Annotated in this window: 12 protein-coding genes; 11 read left to right on the top strand and 1 reads right to left on the bottom strand. The window is 59.4% G+C overall.

Going from position 1 to position 14,371, the window contains the following annotated elements; genetic code table 11:
* The first annotated feature begins 260 nt into the window (after positions 1-260).
* The 7 genes from rfbF to MMB74_RS18725 all read left to right on the top strand — a co-directional run bounded on the left by rfbF (position 261) and on the right by MMB74_RS18725 (position 8,625).
* Positions 261-1,031, top strand: coding sequence for a glucose-1-phosphate cytidylyltransferase (gene rfbF, locus MMB74_RS18755; protein WP_277430163.1), 771 nt, complete (start codon positions 261-263; stop codon positions 1,029-1,031).
* Positions 1,013-2,092, top strand: coding sequence for a CDP-glucose 4,6-dehydratase (gene rfbG, locus MMB74_RS18750; RefSeq protein ID WP_277430162.1), 1,080 nt, complete (start codon positions 1,013-1,015; stop codon positions 2,090-2,092). Before rfbF ends, rfbG begins: the two co-directional genes overlap by 19 nt.
* A gap of 8 nt (positions 2,093-2,100) precedes the next feature.
* The gene (gene rfbH, locus MMB74_RS18745) at positions 2,101-3,420 is read left to right on the top strand and encodes a lipopolysaccharide biosynthesis protein RfbH (RefSeq protein ID WP_277430161.1); all 1,320 of its coding nucleotides are present in this window, start codon (positions 2,101-2,103) and stop codon (positions 3,418-3,420) included.
* A gap of 59 nt (positions 3,421-3,479) precedes the next feature.
* The gene (locus tag MMB74_RS18740) at positions 3,480-5,243 is read left to right on the top strand and encodes an aminotransferase class I/II-fold pyridoxal phosphate-dependent enzyme (protein WP_346780693.1); all 1,764 of its coding nucleotides are present in this window, start codon (positions 3,480-3,482) and stop codon (positions 5,241-5,243) included.
* A 200-nt stretch (positions 5,244-5,443) separates the two neighbouring features.
* On the top strand, positions 5,444-7,150 hold the full coding sequence (locus tag MMB74_RS18735) for a thiamine pyrophosphate-binding protein (protein WP_277430219.1): 1,707 nt from the start codon (positions 5,444-5,446) through the stop codon (positions 7,148-7,150).
* Between the two features lie 122 nt (positions 7,151-7,272).
* Entirely contained in the window at positions 7,273-8,226 is a 954-nt protein-coding gene (locus tag MMB74_RS18730) for a glycosyltransferase family 2 protein (RefSeq protein ID WP_277430159.1), read from the top strand.
* Positions 8,227-8,625: a GtrA family protein gene (locus MMB74_RS18725; RefSeq protein ID WP_277430158.1), complete on the top strand. Its 399-nt coding sequence runs from the start codon at positions 8,227-8,229 to the stop codon at positions 8,623-8,625.
* A 166-nt stretch (positions 8,626-8,791) separates the two neighbouring features.
* Here the strand turns inward: MMB74_RS18725 and MMB74_RS18720 are convergent, their stop codons facing one another.
* Positions 8,792-10,390: a hypothetical protein gene (locus tag MMB74_RS18720; protein WP_277430157.1), complete on the bottom strand. Its 1,599-nt coding sequence runs from the start codon at positions 10,388-10,390 to the stop codon at positions 8,792-8,794.
* Positions 10,391-10,919: 529 nt separating this feature from the next.
* Here MMB74_RS18720 and rfbB point away from each other — a divergent pair.
* Genes rfbB through rfbC form a run of 4 tightly spaced genes read left to right on the top strand, consistent with a single transcriptional unit; the run spans position 10,920 to position 14,323 of the window.
* Positions 10,920-11,975, top strand: a complete 1,056-nt coding sequence (gene rfbB, locus MMB74_RS18715; RefSeq protein ID WP_277430156.1) for a dTDP-glucose 4,6-dehydratase — start codon at positions 10,920-10,922, stop codon at positions 11,973-11,975.
* Complete coding sequence (rfbD, locus tag MMB74_RS18710) at positions 11,965-12,882, top strand: dTDP-4-dehydrorhamnose reductase (protein WP_277430155.1); 918 nt, start codon at positions 11,965-11,967, stop codon at positions 12,880-12,882. Before rfbB ends, rfbD begins: the two co-directional genes overlap by 11 nt.
* Positions 12,883-12,893: 11 nt before the next feature.
* Entirely contained in the window at positions 12,894-13,772 is an 879-nt protein-coding gene (gene rfbA, locus MMB74_RS18705; RefSeq protein WP_277430154.1) for a glucose-1-phosphate thymidylyltransferase RfbA, read from the top strand.
* Positions 13,769-14,323 carry a dTDP-4-dehydrorhamnose 3,5-epimerase gene (gene rfbC / locus MMB74_RS18700; RefSeq protein ID WP_277430153.1) on the top strand — a complete coding sequence of 185 codons (555 nt, stop codon included), beginning with the start codon at positions 13,769-13,771 and terminating at the stop codon, positions 14,321-14,323. Before rfbA ends, rfbC begins: the two co-directional genes overlap by 4 nt.
* The last annotated feature ends 48 nt before the right edge of the window (positions 14,324-14,371 follow it).

Below are 14,371 nucleotides of genomic sequence, written 5' to 3'. Positions count from 1 at the left end.
CGCCAAGCTGCGGCGTGTCGGCGAGACCGCGCTCACCCGCGGGCAGAGTCGATACGGCTTTGAGGCGCGGCTGTTTTGGCGGACAATGCGAGGTTGGCGCCGCGGCGCGTGCCTCGGCTGACGGCCTCCACTGAACGGGTGGAGCGGCAGACCGGCGGCTTGCTCCTCCGCTTGAGCCTAGACGGCAAGCCGAGTTGCGACAGCATGGCGGCGTTATGTTAATGCAGTGGGTTTAAAAAAATTCACGTGGACTTGAGTTGATGAAAGCGGTAATTCTTGCGGGCGGCTTGGGTACCCGTATCTCTGAAGAGACGATATTCAAACCGAAGCCTATGATCGAGATCGGCGGCAAGCCGATCTTGTGGCACATCATGAAAATCTACTCGGCGCACGGCATCAATGAGTTTGTCGTTTGCTGCGGGTACATGGGTTACGTCATCAAGGAATACTTCGCCAATTACTTCCTGCATATGTCGAATGTGACGTTCGATATGCGGAACAATCGGATGGATGTTCATCAAAATCACGCGGAGCCTTGGAAAGTCACGCTCGTGGATACGGGCGAGAATTCAATGACCGGCGGACGCCTCAAACGCGTGAGGGACTACCTCGACGACGACGATTTTTGCTTCACCTATGGAGATGGCGTGAGCGACGTCGACGTTACGGCCACGATCGAATTCCATCGGCGCCATAAGAAGTTGGCCACGCTCACCGGGGTCCAGCCGCCGGGGCGTTTCGGCGCGCTTAACATCGATGGTGACCGGGTTATTAGTTTTGAGGAAAAGCCGCAGGGCGACGGGGCATGGATAAACGGTGGGTTTTTCGTGCTCTCGCCCAAGGCGATCGATTACATCGACGGGGACAACACCGTTTGGGAGCGCGACGCGGTAGACAAGCTCGCGCGCGCCGACCAGCTCTCTGCATGGCTGCACCGGGGCTTTTGGCACCCTATGGACACGTTACGCGATAAGAACCACCTCGAGAACTTATGGAGTTCCGGTCGCGCTCCATGGAAGGTTTGGACGTGAACCGCGCTTTTTGGCAAGGCAAGAAAGTCTTCCTGACAGGGCATACCGGGTTCAAGGGCGGTTGGTTGAGCTTGTGGCTCCAACAACTCGGCGCACAGGTGACCGGTTACGCGCTCGCGCCGCCGACGAACCCGAGCTTATTCGAGGTCGCCCGCGTAGCGGCGCACATGGAGTCCATCGAGGGGGACATCCGCGATTTGAGCGCGCTCGCTCGAGCGATGGATGCCGCCGGACCATCGATTGTCATTCATATGGCGGCTCAACCGCTGGTGCGCCGCTCCTACGCCGATCCTATCGAGACTTATTCGACGAATGTGATGGGCACGGTGAATCTGCTCGAAGCCGTGCGTCGCACGCCAACCGTGCGTGCGGTCGTGAACGTCACGAGCGATAAGTGTTACGACAACCGTGAATGGGTGTGGGGCTATCGAGAGAACGAGCCCATGGGCGGCTACGATCCCTACAGCAGCAGCAAAGGCTGCGCGGAACTCGTGACAGCGGCCTGGCGTAACTCGTACTTCAATCCTGCCGCCTACGACGAGCATGGCGTCGCTGTTGCCAGTGCGCGAGCAGGCAATGTGATCGGCGGCGGCGACTGGGCCGAGGACCGGCTGATCCCGGACATACTGCGCGGCCTCGGTGAGGGTCGCCCCATCGTCGTGCGCAATCCGCGTGCGACGCGCCCCTGGCAGCATGTCCTAGAGCCGCTTAGCGGTTATCTGACGCTGGCCGAAAGATTGTGCGAGCACGGCGCCGAATACTCCGGGGCTTGGAATTTCGGTCCCATGGAAGAAGATGTGAAGCCGGTTTCGTGGATCGTGGACCAGTTTGTCCAGCAATGGGAAGGTGAAGCCAGTTGGGTGTGCGATCAAGCCGAGCATCCGCATGAGGCGCACTCGCTTAAGCTCGACTGCTCCAAGGCCAGATCGCAACTTGGTTGGCAACCGCGATGGGACCTTGCGCGCGCGACCGAAGCAATCATCGCTTGGGAACGCGCCTACCTCGCCCGAAAGGATATGCAGGCGGTGACGCTCGAGCAAATCCATCAGTTCATGCTTTGAGAAGGGATATGAGTACTACCCGCAAGGAACAATTACGCGAGCAGATCGCCGAGCTCGTTGCTCAATATGCCCAGTTGGCTTTTGAGCCGACTGCGTTCGATGCAGGCGTGAGTGCGGTCCCGCCTTCGGGAAAAGTCATCGGCGTACGCGAGCTGCAGCATATGGTGGAGGCTTCGCTCGACGGGTGGCTTACGACGGGGCGCTTCAACGACGCGTTCGAGAAGCGTTTGCGTGAGTTTCTCGGGGTGAAGCACGCGCTCACCACCAATTCCGGCTCGTCTGCGAATTTGCTCGCCTTTTCTGCGCTTACTTCGAGCAAGCTGGGCGATCGTGCGATTCGGCCCGGCGACGAGGTTATTTCCGTGGCTGCGGGCTTTCCGACCACGGTCAACCCGATCCTGCAATTCGGTGCCGTGCCGGTGTTTGTGGATGTGCACTTGCCGACCTACAACATTGATCCGGCGAAGATCGAGGCGGCTATCACGCCCCGGACGAAGGCGATCATGCTCGCCCACACGCTGGGCAATCCGTACGATCTCGCGACGATTACGGCATTGGCGAAGAAGCACGGACTGTGGCTGATCGAGGACTGCTGCGACGCCCTTGGCTCGACCTACGGCGGCAAGCTCGTGGGCACGTTTGGCGATATCGGCACGCTGAGCTTTTACCCGGCGCACCACATTACGATGGGTGAGGGTGGCGCCGTGTTCACGAACAATGACGAGTTGCGATCGATCATCGAATCGTTTCGCGATTGGGGACGCGATTGCTATTGCGCGCCGGGCAAGGACAACACCTGCGGCAAGCGCTTCTGCTGGAAGTTGGGCAATCTGCCGGCCGGATACGATCACAAGTACACCTATTCGCACCTTGGCTACAACCTGAAGATCAGCGATATGCAGGCTGCGTGCGCGCTTGCCCAGATGGAGCGCGTGGAAGATTTCATCGCGGCGCGCAAACGCAACTTCGCTCGCCTAAAGGCGGGGTTGGCCGAGTGCGAACAATTCCTGTTGCTTCCCGAAGCCACTGAAAACAGCGAGCCGTCGTGGTTCGGTTTCCCGATCACCATCAAGCCCGCTGCCGGAGTGAACCGAGTCGATATGGTCCAGTACTTGGACCAGCACAAGATCGGTACGCGATTGCTGTTCGCGGGGAACCTGACGCGGCAGCCGTACATGCTAGGACGGAACTTCCGTGTGTCGGGTGACTTGGTCAATACCGACATCATCATGAACGACACGTTCTGGGTCGGCGTCTATCCGGGACTCAGCGACGAGATGCTCGACTACGTCATCGAACGTATTCGTTTATTCGTTGGCGTTTGGTGATGCGGCGGTAATCGAGAAGCGCAATACGAGACACGATGAGGCTAGAGACAATGGCAAGCTTGGACGTATATAAGAAATCCGTTAAAGAGAATTTCTTGTTTCTCAAGGCAGCGACCAACGTACAGGAACTGTACCTTCGCGCGATTCCGCTAAAGGGGGAGCAGGGTTTCCTGATTCCTGTGGCGCAGGTCCATCTCGGAGACGATGCCTTGCTGCAACGCTTGACGCAGTGGCGCAATCGTTTCGTGCACGTCTATCCCACCCAGTTCCTCGCGACCCTAGAGAGCACGCGCGCTTGGTTGAGGGACAGATTGCTGGCGGTCGAGGACCGCATGCTGTTCCTCGTCGTCGATAAACAAGGCGCGGTCGTTGGACACATGGGTTTCAACTCATGCTTCAACGACGAAGCGCAAATGGAACTCGACAATATCGTGCGCGGGGTGGACGGCGTCGAAAGAGGCATCATGGCCAACGCGCTGCTAACCCTTACCGAATGGGCGCGCAAGACGATCAATGTGGAAGGTTTCTTTCTGCGCGTCTTCGCGGACAACGCGAAGGCGATCGATTTCTATCGAAGCCTCGGTTTTGTGGTCGATGAAACCATCCCGCTCACGAAAGTGGAGCAAGAGGGGTTGGTTTCGTACGTAGCGTGCGAGAACGGCGGGACGCCCGACGCCAGCTTTTTGCGAATGAGCTTGCACGCGGCGAGCCCGGAGATCGGCAAGACGTTGATGTCGACGGCCGGGCCTTCCATCTCCGCTAAGGAAGCTGCGTACGCTTTCGATGCCGCCGCAACAGGCTGGAATAGCAACTGGAGCCGCTATCTGACGAAGTTCGAGCAGAGCTTCGCCTCCTATGTCGGCGCCAAGTATGCCCTCGCGACGACGAGCTGCACGGGCGCACTTCAGATCGCGTTGATGGCCCTCGACATCGGTCCCGGCGATGAAGTCATCGTGCCGGACATGACATGGGTGGCAACGGCCAACGCTGTCCGCTACGTCGGCGCCACGCCTGTGTTCGCCGATATCGAATTCGATACGTGGAATTTGGATGCGGCGACGATCGAGCCGCTCATCACGCCGCGAACCAAGGCGATCGTTGCGGTTCATCTATATGGCCATCCGGCGCGCATGACGCGCATTATGGAGATCGCGCGTCAATACAATCTGAAGCTGGTCGAGGATGCAGCCCCGGCGGTCGGTGCCGAATGGGAAGGCCGGCGTTGCGGGTCGTTCGGCGATTTCGCGGCGTTCAGCTTCCAAGGCGCGAAACTCTTGGTCACCGGCGAGGGCGGCATGCTCGTCACCAACAACGACGCACTCTATGAAAAGGCGCTGAAGATTTGGGACCAGGGCCGCGATCCTTCCAAGGTGTTCTGGATCGACGGCCACGGGGTCAAGTTCAAGATGTCGAACGTGCAGGCTGCTTTAGGCCTTGCTCAGTTGGAGCGCGTCGACGAGCAGATCGAAATGAAGCGCCGCATCGCGCGCTGGTACCGCGAAGGGCTCGAGGGTGTGAGCGGCATCTCGCTCAACCAAGAGGTGCCGGGTGCTCGGAGCATTTTCTGGATGACGAGCGTCTTCCTTCATGAGGATGTCCGAATCGATCGAGAGCTGGTTCGAAAACTCATGAAAGACGCTAACGTCGACACACGGCCGGTCTTTCCTGCGATTAGCCAGTATCCGATTTGGCCGGTCAAGCAAACGCCGCAACCGGTGGCGCTTCGAGTTGGCCAGCGCGCGATCAACCTGCCTAGCGGCGTTTGTCTGAAGCGCGATGAAGTCGATTACGTATGTGACGTACTCAAAAAAATCTTGAAGTAATTGCCGCTGACGCATAGCGCAAGGCGGACGCGTTTCTCGTCCGCCCCTTTTGCCTCTGCGCTGTTCGATGCTTTTTCACGGTCCGCCTACCTTGGTTGCATGCGCCGCTCGTGCTTCCAACCTCGCCAGACCAGCAAGATCAGGGCAGGCGCATACCTCTTGATTCCGCCTTACAGTCGCTGTCACCTGCGCGCCAGATTATGAAAGCTTCGGACGCCGTAACCAAGTTTCTAGCTGCCCACGACATCCATCATTGCTTCGAGCTGGTCGGGGGCATGATTACGCATCTGCTCGATAGCATGGCGCACGACGGGCGCTTTACGATAATGTCCATGCATCATGAGCAGGCGGCTGCATTTGCGGCCGAAGGCGTTGCTCGGCATACGATGGGGACCAAGATCGCCGTCGCACTGGGTACAAGCGGTCCTGGCGCGACGAACCTCATCACCGGCATTGGCAGTTGCTGGTTCGACTCGATCCCATGCCTATTCATTACTGGACAGGTGAACACCACCGAGTTGAAGGGCGACAGGGCGATACGCCAACAAGGCTTCCAAGAACTGGATATCGTCCCAATGGTCAAGTCGATCACTAAGTATGCCGCTCAGGTCACCGACCCGTTGTCGCTGTTGCCGCAATTGCATAAAGCGCTGTCGAGCGCGCGTGGCGGGCGTCCGGGCCCGGTGCTGATCGACATTCCGAACGATGTGCAGCGCAAAGACATTCCGGACGACGTAGTCCAAGCTTGGGTTACGAAGCCGCTGGAGTCGGTCGACGCTCCGGCGCCGGCAACCACGCTGCTCGATGAACTGTCAGCGCTTTGCGCAGCCGCGGAGCGCCCTCTCGTATGCCTGGGCGGCGGCGCGCGGTGGGCGCCTTCGATGCCTGCCTGGGTTGCATCCCTCGAGGCGTTCGGCGTCCCATATGTATCGACGTTGATGGGGCACGAGCGCGTCGCGTGCGCGCACCACTATTTCAACATGATCGGTAGCTACGGCAATCGCGAAGCGAATTGGGCGGTGCAGAACTGCGATTTACTCATCGTCGTGGGCGCGCGTCTCGATGTGCGTCAGACCGGCGCCGACACGGCCGACTTCGGTCGTGCGGCGAAAATCGTGCAGATTGATCTCGACCCGGCGCAGTTGGATAACCGTATCAAGTCCGATTTGGCCATCTTGAGTGAGGCGGAGACATTTTTTCGGCGCTTTCAGATTGGTCCAAAAACATTTGCGGCCAAGAGCGCCGAGTGGGTCGCTGCACTTGCCGACGTACGAGCAGGCGGTGCGAGAAACGAGTATCCAGATTGGGACATCAGCCCGAGCCATCTATTTGCATTGCTCAACACCCATCTGCGCGGCAAGCCGGTAGATTACGTGTGTGACGTCGGCAACCATCAAATGTGGGCCGCGCAAGGGTTGAGGCTCGGCGAGAACCAGGCGGTCCACTACAGCGGCGGCATGGGCGCCATGGGTTTCGCCTTGCCGGCGGCGCTGGGCATTGCCTGCATCTCGAAGCACAAGACGATCGTGATTTCGGGCGACGGCAGTATCCAAGTCAATGTCCAGGAACTGGACACGCTGCACAGGCGGGGTTCGGATTTGGCCATCATCGTGCTGAACAATCACTCGCTCGGGATGGTGAAGAATTTCCAGGATATGTACTTCGACGGGCGGAACCAGTCGACACTGCAAGGCTACAGCTGTCCGTCGTTCACGGAGCTTGCGCGCGCATACGGTATCAAGGCCATTCATGTCTCGGGCAGCGCGCAGCTCGAACAGGCGGTGATCGAGGTGGCGCAGTCGAGCGGGCCCATTTTGCTTGAAATCTCCATGCCTTATGCGACTGAGTGCCGGCCCCGACTCGCTTTCGGAAAGAAGCTGGACGAGCAATATCCAAGTGTCGACTGACCTGAGCGCGATAGGCAGCTCAGTGTCGGTACGGCGAGCCAGTATCGTTTTTGAATGATTGACGTCGAAGGCGCAGCGGCGCGTTTGACCGTGCAAAAAATTGGACGGGAAAGAGGCAAGGCATGGAAGGGAAGAAGCTGATCTCAGTGGTGACTCCATGTTTCAACGAAGAGATGAACGTCGAGGAGTTGCACGCGCGCATTCGTGAAACGATGCTTTCGCTCGGTGAGCGCTACGATTACGAGCACATCATCATCGACAATGCGTCGACGGATAGGACGGTTGCCATCGCAAAGGCGCTCGCTAGCCAGGACCCCAATCTAAAAATAATCGTCAATGTCCGCAATTTTGGACCGGTTCGCTCGCCGTATTACGGCATCGTTGAAGCTTACGGGGATGCCGTGGTACTCGTGGCGGCCGACCTGCAGGATCCCCCGGAGCTCATTAAGGAGTACATCCAGAAATGGGAGGAAGGGTTCGACGTCGTCATGTCCACGAAGGCGCGCAGCGAAGAATCTCGCCTCATGCAGAGGATTCGGAAAACCTACTATAAGCTGCTGAACTCTATCAGCGAGGTACCCCTCGAGGAAAATGCGACTGGGGCGGGGCTTTACGATAGAAAAGTGGTGGACGCGCTCAGGCGGCTGGCGGATCCGTATCCCTACTTCCGTGGGTTGGTCTGTGATTTGGGGTTCTCGCGCTGCACGATCAGCTTTCTGCAACCCATGCGCAAGCGAGGCGTATCGAAGGCCAACATCTATGGCCTGTTCGATCAGGCGCTGCTGGCGATGACGAAGCATTCCAAGTTGCCTCTGCGACTCATGACCTTCGCCGGATTGGCGCTCGGCGTGCTGTCGTTGCTCGCTTCTTTGACGTTCCTCGTGCTGAAGCTGCTCTTTTGGAACTCGTTCAACATGGGCATGGCGCCCCTGCTTGTCGGGCTGTTCTTCTTCGCGGGAATGCAGTTCTTTTTTCTGGGAATTCTGGGCGAGTACATTGGAATGATACTGACGCACGTGCGCAATTTGCCACTCGTGGTCGAGCGCGAGCGAGTCAATTTCGAGGATCGCGGCTAAATGCGCCGAGTCCGCGCCTGGGCTGCCGCTCACCCAACCGGAGCACTCTTTGCGCGTTTCATTGCCGTGGGCGTTCTCAACACCGCTTTCGGGTACTCCTGCTTTGCGGTGCTGCTGTATTTCGGGCTTCCCTACGCCGTTGCGCTGCTGATTGCGACAGTGCTTGGTGTGCTCTTCAACTTCAAGAGCACTGGCATGTTCGTCTTTAAGTCGCGTGACAACAGCCTGATATTTCGCTTTGTGCTCGTGTACGGTGTCGTCTATGGGATCAACGTCATCTTGTTGAAGCTGCTGCTGCTGATCGGACTCAACTCATATCAAGCGGGCGCGCTCTGTTTGCTGCCCATGGCGCTTCTGTCGTTCGTTCTGATGCGCGCCGTGGCGTTCCGTGGCGTTTAATGCGAGATAAAGCCGGAGGCGCGTGACTGGCTGCGGCTAGCATCGCGTCGAAACCGGCCGATGCTCGAGTGCGGCACGGCCCCTGCGTGCCGCGAGCGGGGCCGGCTACCGCAGTTCGACGGCGCTGCGTGCGCAGCGCCGTCGTTCGCTCTAATGATCGTCAGCGTCAGCGAGGGACGTAGAGTTCGTAGCCGTCGGGCACGCCGTAGCCGGTTAGCAAGCGGTAGTGTGTTTTGATGTACCCGTAGGTCAGCGAATTGGTTTGAGAAAACCGCTGACCTTCGCGTCCGTCCAACGGTAAATCGTTTATTAAGACGAACCCGGGCTTGGCTGCCGCAATCTTTTCATTCTCGCGTTGCTGGAACCCTTCGGTTCGCGGCCATAGCGCATAGATGGCCCACGTCGGCGATTTTTGATCGAACAGCGCATAGGCGCCGGGCCAATAGGGTGTGACGTAAAACGGTTTGCCGTTGGGTGCGAAGTCATGAACGAGCTTGTTCAAAAGGGCTACGTCCTTCGCCGTGCCGGGCACGACTCGCAGTTTGTCCGTCCCTACCGTCGTGACTGTGCATTCGGTCTGGTGACATGCCCAGCCGGGATGAGTTGGCCCGACGACAAATACGCTGATTGCGGCCAGCACGGCCGCCAGGGTGTAGCGTAGGGGCGCGCTCGACCGTGCCAGGGCGACGAAGCAACCCACGAGGACCGGGGTGATCGACACGGCCATATGGTCCACGTCGGCTCGCGAATAAGCGTAGTGCGCATACGGAACCGAGACGAGCAGGGCCGCGACGAACTCTGGGTGCGTGGACGCGCTGCTGCGCAGATTGATCGCGGCGCATACGAGGCCCGCCATGGGGAATGCAATGATCCAGAGGAACAAGACGCCGAGTGGCATCTGTTCAAAGGGAACGCGCCACGGGAACGGCACGGGGAGCGGAAAGTTGGTGGCACCCTCATGAAAGATCAGCTGAATGCTGTCCCAGAATGCCGAGCCGAAGCCGGGGATCAAGAACATGGCCAGCAAAGGGCTGAAGCCAGTGACAACGCCCAGAGCACCTGCTCCGAGTTCTTTCAACGTGGCGAGACGGCGCAATTGGAGCGCAAGATAAGCCACTGCTCCGATCGATGCCGCCAGCCCGTAGACGCCGTGGTTGCGCCCGAACACGGCGGCAAATCCCACGCAAAAGCCCGCTACGAAGAAGCCTCGAGGGGAAGGTCGTCGCAATAGATATGCGAACCCACAGATGAGTAAAATGGCGAAGGCGTTGTCGAAAACCTTGAACCAAGGGTTCATCCAAGCGCAAATCGACACGGCGGCCAGCACCCATAGGATGCGATCCGTCTTTGTCGCCCCGCCGCGCGCAACGAGCCAGACGCCCGCAAAGACCCCAATCCAACCGAAGATCGCCGCCGTCGCTCGCAGGGCCACGATGCTGGTGCCGCGTGTGGCCGCGAGCAACGCGGCGGACCAGTAGTAACGGCCGGGGTCGTACGCTTGAAAATCTCGAATCGGGACTTCGCCGCTCAGGACGCGCTGCGCGCCGTACCAGAAGAAACCGCCGTCCGGCAGATTCAGGCCCACATGGCCTTCCCATAAAAACAGGGACAGGGCGATCAAGAGGGTCAGGGCGATCAACTGCGTCACCGTGCGCGTGGCGAGGCGCTCCGGCTTTGCGCTGGCGCCAAAACTGCGCGCAAGCGTATCGCGCGCGTGTGATGTGAGGGGACGGCTGGCGCCTTTGGCGAGCTCGTTGTTAGACATTGTGACCACCTGAGATTCGCCGCAGGCGAGTGCGGACTACCTATGGACACCCGTCACGTTCGATAAGCGTATTTCCATCGCCGCTCGGGCGCGCCGCACGGCGTTTCGGTGTTCGTCGCGCGCCTTGCGCCGGAGCCGAGTACGCGGGGCGCCATTATAGGCGGGGCAGTCGCCGGCTCGCAAGATGGGCGCCGCCCGCGTGCGACGCGCAGCCTTTCGGTCGAGCGGGGCGGCGAAATGTCGCTTCGTGGGGCGGCGGGACGTAATCGGTGCGCAGGTTGCTAATGCGGCGGGCGGCGGCTGTCAAGCTGTTTCTAGTTGTGAGGAACGTGGTTTTTGTTGTCCGCCGCCTTATAATTACGGTCTTTGCGAATTGCGAAGACGCCCCAGCGAAAGGCGGCGGCCCGTCGACGCTCAGCGGCGAGCTCCGGGCCATTGGCTCGGCTCGTTAGGTGATGCTCCGTGCGCGCGGCCGGATCTTCCCCAAGCGTTAGCTCGGCCGTTCACAATATTCCACAAGGAAATGCCAATGATCCTGGTAACGGGCGGCGCCGGTTTCATCGGTGCCAATTTTGTACTTGACTGGCTGGGCGGTGGCGGCGAGTCCGTGGTGAACGTGGACAAGCTCACGTACGCCGGCAATCTGCGCACATTACGCTCGCTCGAAGGAAATCCAAAGCACGTGTTCGTGCGCGCCGACATTTGCGATCGAGCCGCGATGGATGCGTTGTTTGCAGAGCATAAGCCGCGAGCAGTCGTGCATTTTGCGGCGGAGAGCCATGTGGATCGTTCGATTTGTAGCCCGTCCGATTTCGTTCAGACGAACGTAGTCGGCACGTTTACATTGCTCGAGGCCGCGCGCGCCTATTGGGGCGCCCTGGGCGACGACGCGAAGGCCGGGTTTCGGTTTCTGCACGTTTCGACCGACGAAGTCTTCGGCTCGTTGTCGGCCACGGACCCGCAGTTCTCGGAAACGACGCCGTACGCGCCCAATAGCCCTTATTCGGCGACGAAAGCCGCTTCCGATCATCTCGTGCGTGCGTACCATCACACCTATGGCCTGCCCACGCTCACGACGAATTGCTCGAACAATTACGGCCCGTATCACTTTCCCGAAAAGCTGATTCCGCTGATGATCGCCAATGCACTCGCCGCAAAGCCCCTGCCGGTCTATGGCGATGGCCTGAACGTGCGTGACTGGCTTTATGTGGGCGACCATTGCTCCGCGATCCGTACGGTGCTCGCGCATGGTTCACCGGGTGAAACGTACAACGTCGGGGGGTGGAACGAGAAGACGAATCTCGAAGTGGTCCACACGTTGTGCGACCAACTCGATGCGCTGCGCCCCAAGGCGTCGGGTTCCTATCGCGATCAAATCACCTTCGTGAAAGATCGTCCTGGCCACGACAGGCGTTATGCGATCGATGCGCGCAAGTTGGAGCGCGAGCTCGGCTGGAAGCCCGCCGAAACCTTTGAATCCGGCATGCGCAAGACGATTCAATGGTATTTGGAAAACCAGGAGTGGGTGCAAGACGTCATGTCGGGCGAGTATCGGAATTGGGTGGCGCAGCACTATGCAGCCTAACTCGCCGGGTGTGCCTACGCTGCTGGTGACGGGAAGCAACGGTCAGGTCGGCTTCGAACTGCGCCGAAGCTTGGCACCACTCGGCCGCGTCATCGCTCTCGATCGCGCCGGCTGCGATCTGTCGCGGCCCGATGCGCTGCGCGGGGTGCTGCGCGAATGGCGTCCTGACGTCATCGTGAATGCGGCTGCCTATACTGCCGTCGACAAGGCCGAAGGCGATGTCGACGCCGCATTTGCCATCAACGCTGCCGCGCCGGGCGTTCTCGCCGAAGAGGCGCGAGCAGCGGGCAGCTTGCTCGTCCATTACTCGACCGACTATGTGTTCGACGGTTGCAAGCAAGGTCCGTACGTCGAAACCGATGCCGTCAACCCTCGATCGGTGTATGGCCAGAGCAAATTGGCCGGCGAACAGGCCATTGAGGCGGCCGGAGGGACGGCCCTTGTGCTGCGTACGTGTTGGGTGGCCGGAGCGCACGGCGGAAATTTCGCGAAAACGATGCTCAAGCTGGGGCGAGAGAGAGATACGTTGCGTGTGATCGCCGATCAGTTCGGGGCGCCAACGACAGCTTCCCTGATTGCCGACGTGACTGCTCAAATCGTTTCGCGCCACTGGCTCCATGGTCGGCGCGAGTCGTTTCCCGCGGGCGTCTATCACTTGGCCGCCGGCGGCGAGACGACTTGGCACGGCTATGCCACCGAGGTGCTCAAAAACGCCGCGGCTCGCGGCGCCGAGCTAAAGATCGATCCCGCCAGCATCGAAGCGATCCCTACGAGCGCTTATCCGTTGCCCGCACCGCGCCCCGCAAATTCGCGGCTCGATACCCGCAAGCTGCGCGAGACGTTTGGCATCTATCTTCCGGACTGGCGCGAGGGCATGCATTTGCTGCTCGACCAGATCCTTTCCTGACGGTTCGCAATATGCGCAAAGGCATCATTTTGGCCGGCGGGTCCGGCACCCGGCTTTATCCGATCACGCGCGCCGTGTCGAAACAGCTGTTACCGGTGTACGACAAGCCGATGATCTACTATCCGCTGTCCACGCTGATGCTGGCGGGTATCCGCGACATTCTCGTCATTTCGACCCCTGAGGACACGCCGCGCTTTGCGGATATGCTCGGGGACGGCAGCAATTGGGGTATCAACCTGCAGTACGCCGTGCAGCCTTCCCCGGATGGTTTGGCGCAAGCCTTCATCATCGGTCGCGACTTCATAGCCAACGATTCCTCGGCGCTTATTCTCGGCGACAACATTTTCTATGGTCACGACTTGGTGCAGCAGCTCGAGCATGCGTCGGAACGGGAAGATGGGGCGACCGTCTTTGCGTATCACGTTCAAGACCCCGAGCGATATGGCGTGGTCGAATTTGACGACGAATTCCGCGTGCGTTCGCTCGAGGAAAAACCGGCGCGGCCTCGCTCGAACTATGCGGTCACGGGCCTTTATTTTTACGATCGGCAGGTTTGCGATATCGCGGCCGAGATCAAGCCGTCGGCGCGAGGCGAACTCGAGATTACCGACGTCAATGCACGTTACCTGCAACTAGGACAACTCAACGTCGAAATCATGGGGCGCGGTCATGCGTGGCTTGATACGGGCACTCATGATTCGCTGCTCGAAGCGGCAAGCTTCATCGCGACGCTGCAAAAGCGGCAGGGGTTGATGGTGGCGTGCCCTGAGGAAATCGCTTACCGGAGCAAGTGGATCAGCGCCGAGCAGGTAGCCAAGTTGGCTGCTCCCCTGTCCAAAAACGGTTATGGCAAGTACTTGCAGCAGATTCTTTCGGGTGCAATCAAATGAGCTTGAACGTCATACGCACCGCTATTCCCGAAGTAATGGTCATTGAGCCCAAGGTGTTCGGGGATGCGCGCGGCTTCTTTTTCGAAAGTTTCAATCAGAAGGCGTTCGTGGAGGGCACGGGGCTCGACGTGACTTTCGTGCAGGACAATCACAGCCGCAGTGCCAAGGGCGTCTTGCGCGGATTGCACTATCAAATCCAGCAGCCGCAAGGCAAGCTCGTGCGAGTCGTGCGCGGCGCCGTGTTCGACGTAGCCGTCGACATTCGCAAGCACTCGGCGACGTTCGGCAAGTGGGTGGGTGTCGAACTTAGCGAAGACAATCACCGCCAACTCTGGGTGCCGCCAGGCTTCGCGCATGGATTCGTTGTAACGAGCGAGTCCGCTGATTTCCTGTACAAGACGACGGATTATTATGCGCCGCAGTTCGAACGGTGCGTCCTGTGGGACGATCCGGACATCGGTATAGCATGGCCCGACCTTGGAGCGCCTGTCTTGTTGTCCGCTAAAGATCAGCAAGGGGCGCGGTTTTCCGAGGCAGAAGTGTTCGCTTGACTTCGTCGAAACGTCGAGACGATCGTTGGATCGCTCGGCATCGAGTTA

The sequence above is a fragment of the Trinickia sp. Y13 genome (assembly GCF_029522115.1).
GTDB lineage: Bacteria > Pseudomonadota > Gammaproteobacteria > Burkholderiales > Burkholderiaceae > Trinickia.
This window is presented reverse-complemented; position numbering and strand designations above follow the sequence as displayed.

Bases quoted from the DNA above. Each gene is read 5' to 3' on its own strand.
- rfbF (WP_277430163.1), top strand. From the start codon at position 261: ATGAAAGCGGTAATTCTTGCGGGCGGCTTGGGTACCCGTATCTCTGAA.
- rfbG (WP_277430162.1), top strand. From the start codon at position 1,013: ATGGAAGGTTTGGACGTGAACCGCGCTTTTTGGCAAGGCAAGAAAGTC.
- rfbH (WP_277430161.1), top strand. From the start codon at position 2,101: ATGAGTACTACCCGCAAGGAACAATTACGCGAGCAGATCGCCGAGCTC.
- MMB74_RS18735 (WP_277430219.1), top strand. From the start codon at position 5,444: ATGAAAGCTTCGGACGCCGTAACCAAGTTTCTAGCTGCCCACGACATC.
- MMB74_RS18730 (WP_277430159.1), top strand. From the start codon at position 7,273: ATGGAAGGGAAGAAGCTGATCTCAGTGGTGACTCCATGTTTCAACGAA.
- MMB74_RS18725 (WP_277430158.1), top strand. From the start codon at position 8,227: ATGCGCCGAGTCCGCGCCTGGGCTGCCGCTCACCCAACCGGAGCACTC.
- MMB74_RS18720 (WP_277430157.1), bottom strand. From the start codon at position 10,390: ATGTCTAACAACGAGCTCGCCAAAGGCGCCAGCCGTCCCCTCACATCA.
- rfbB (WP_277430156.1), top strand. From the start codon at position 10,920: ATGATCCTGGTAACGGGCGGCGCCGGTTTCATCGGTGCCAATTTTGTA.
- rfbD (WP_277430155.1), top strand. From the start codon at position 11,965: ATGCAGCCTAACTCGCCGGGTGTGCCTACGCTGCTGGTGACGGGAAGC.
- rfbA (WP_277430154.1), top strand. From the start codon at position 12,894: ATGCGCAAAGGCATCATTTTGGCCGGCGGGTCCGGCACCCGGCTTTAT.
- rfbC (WP_277430153.1), top strand. From the start codon at position 13,769: ATGAGCTTGAACGTCATACGCACCGCTATTCCCGAAGTAATGGTCATT.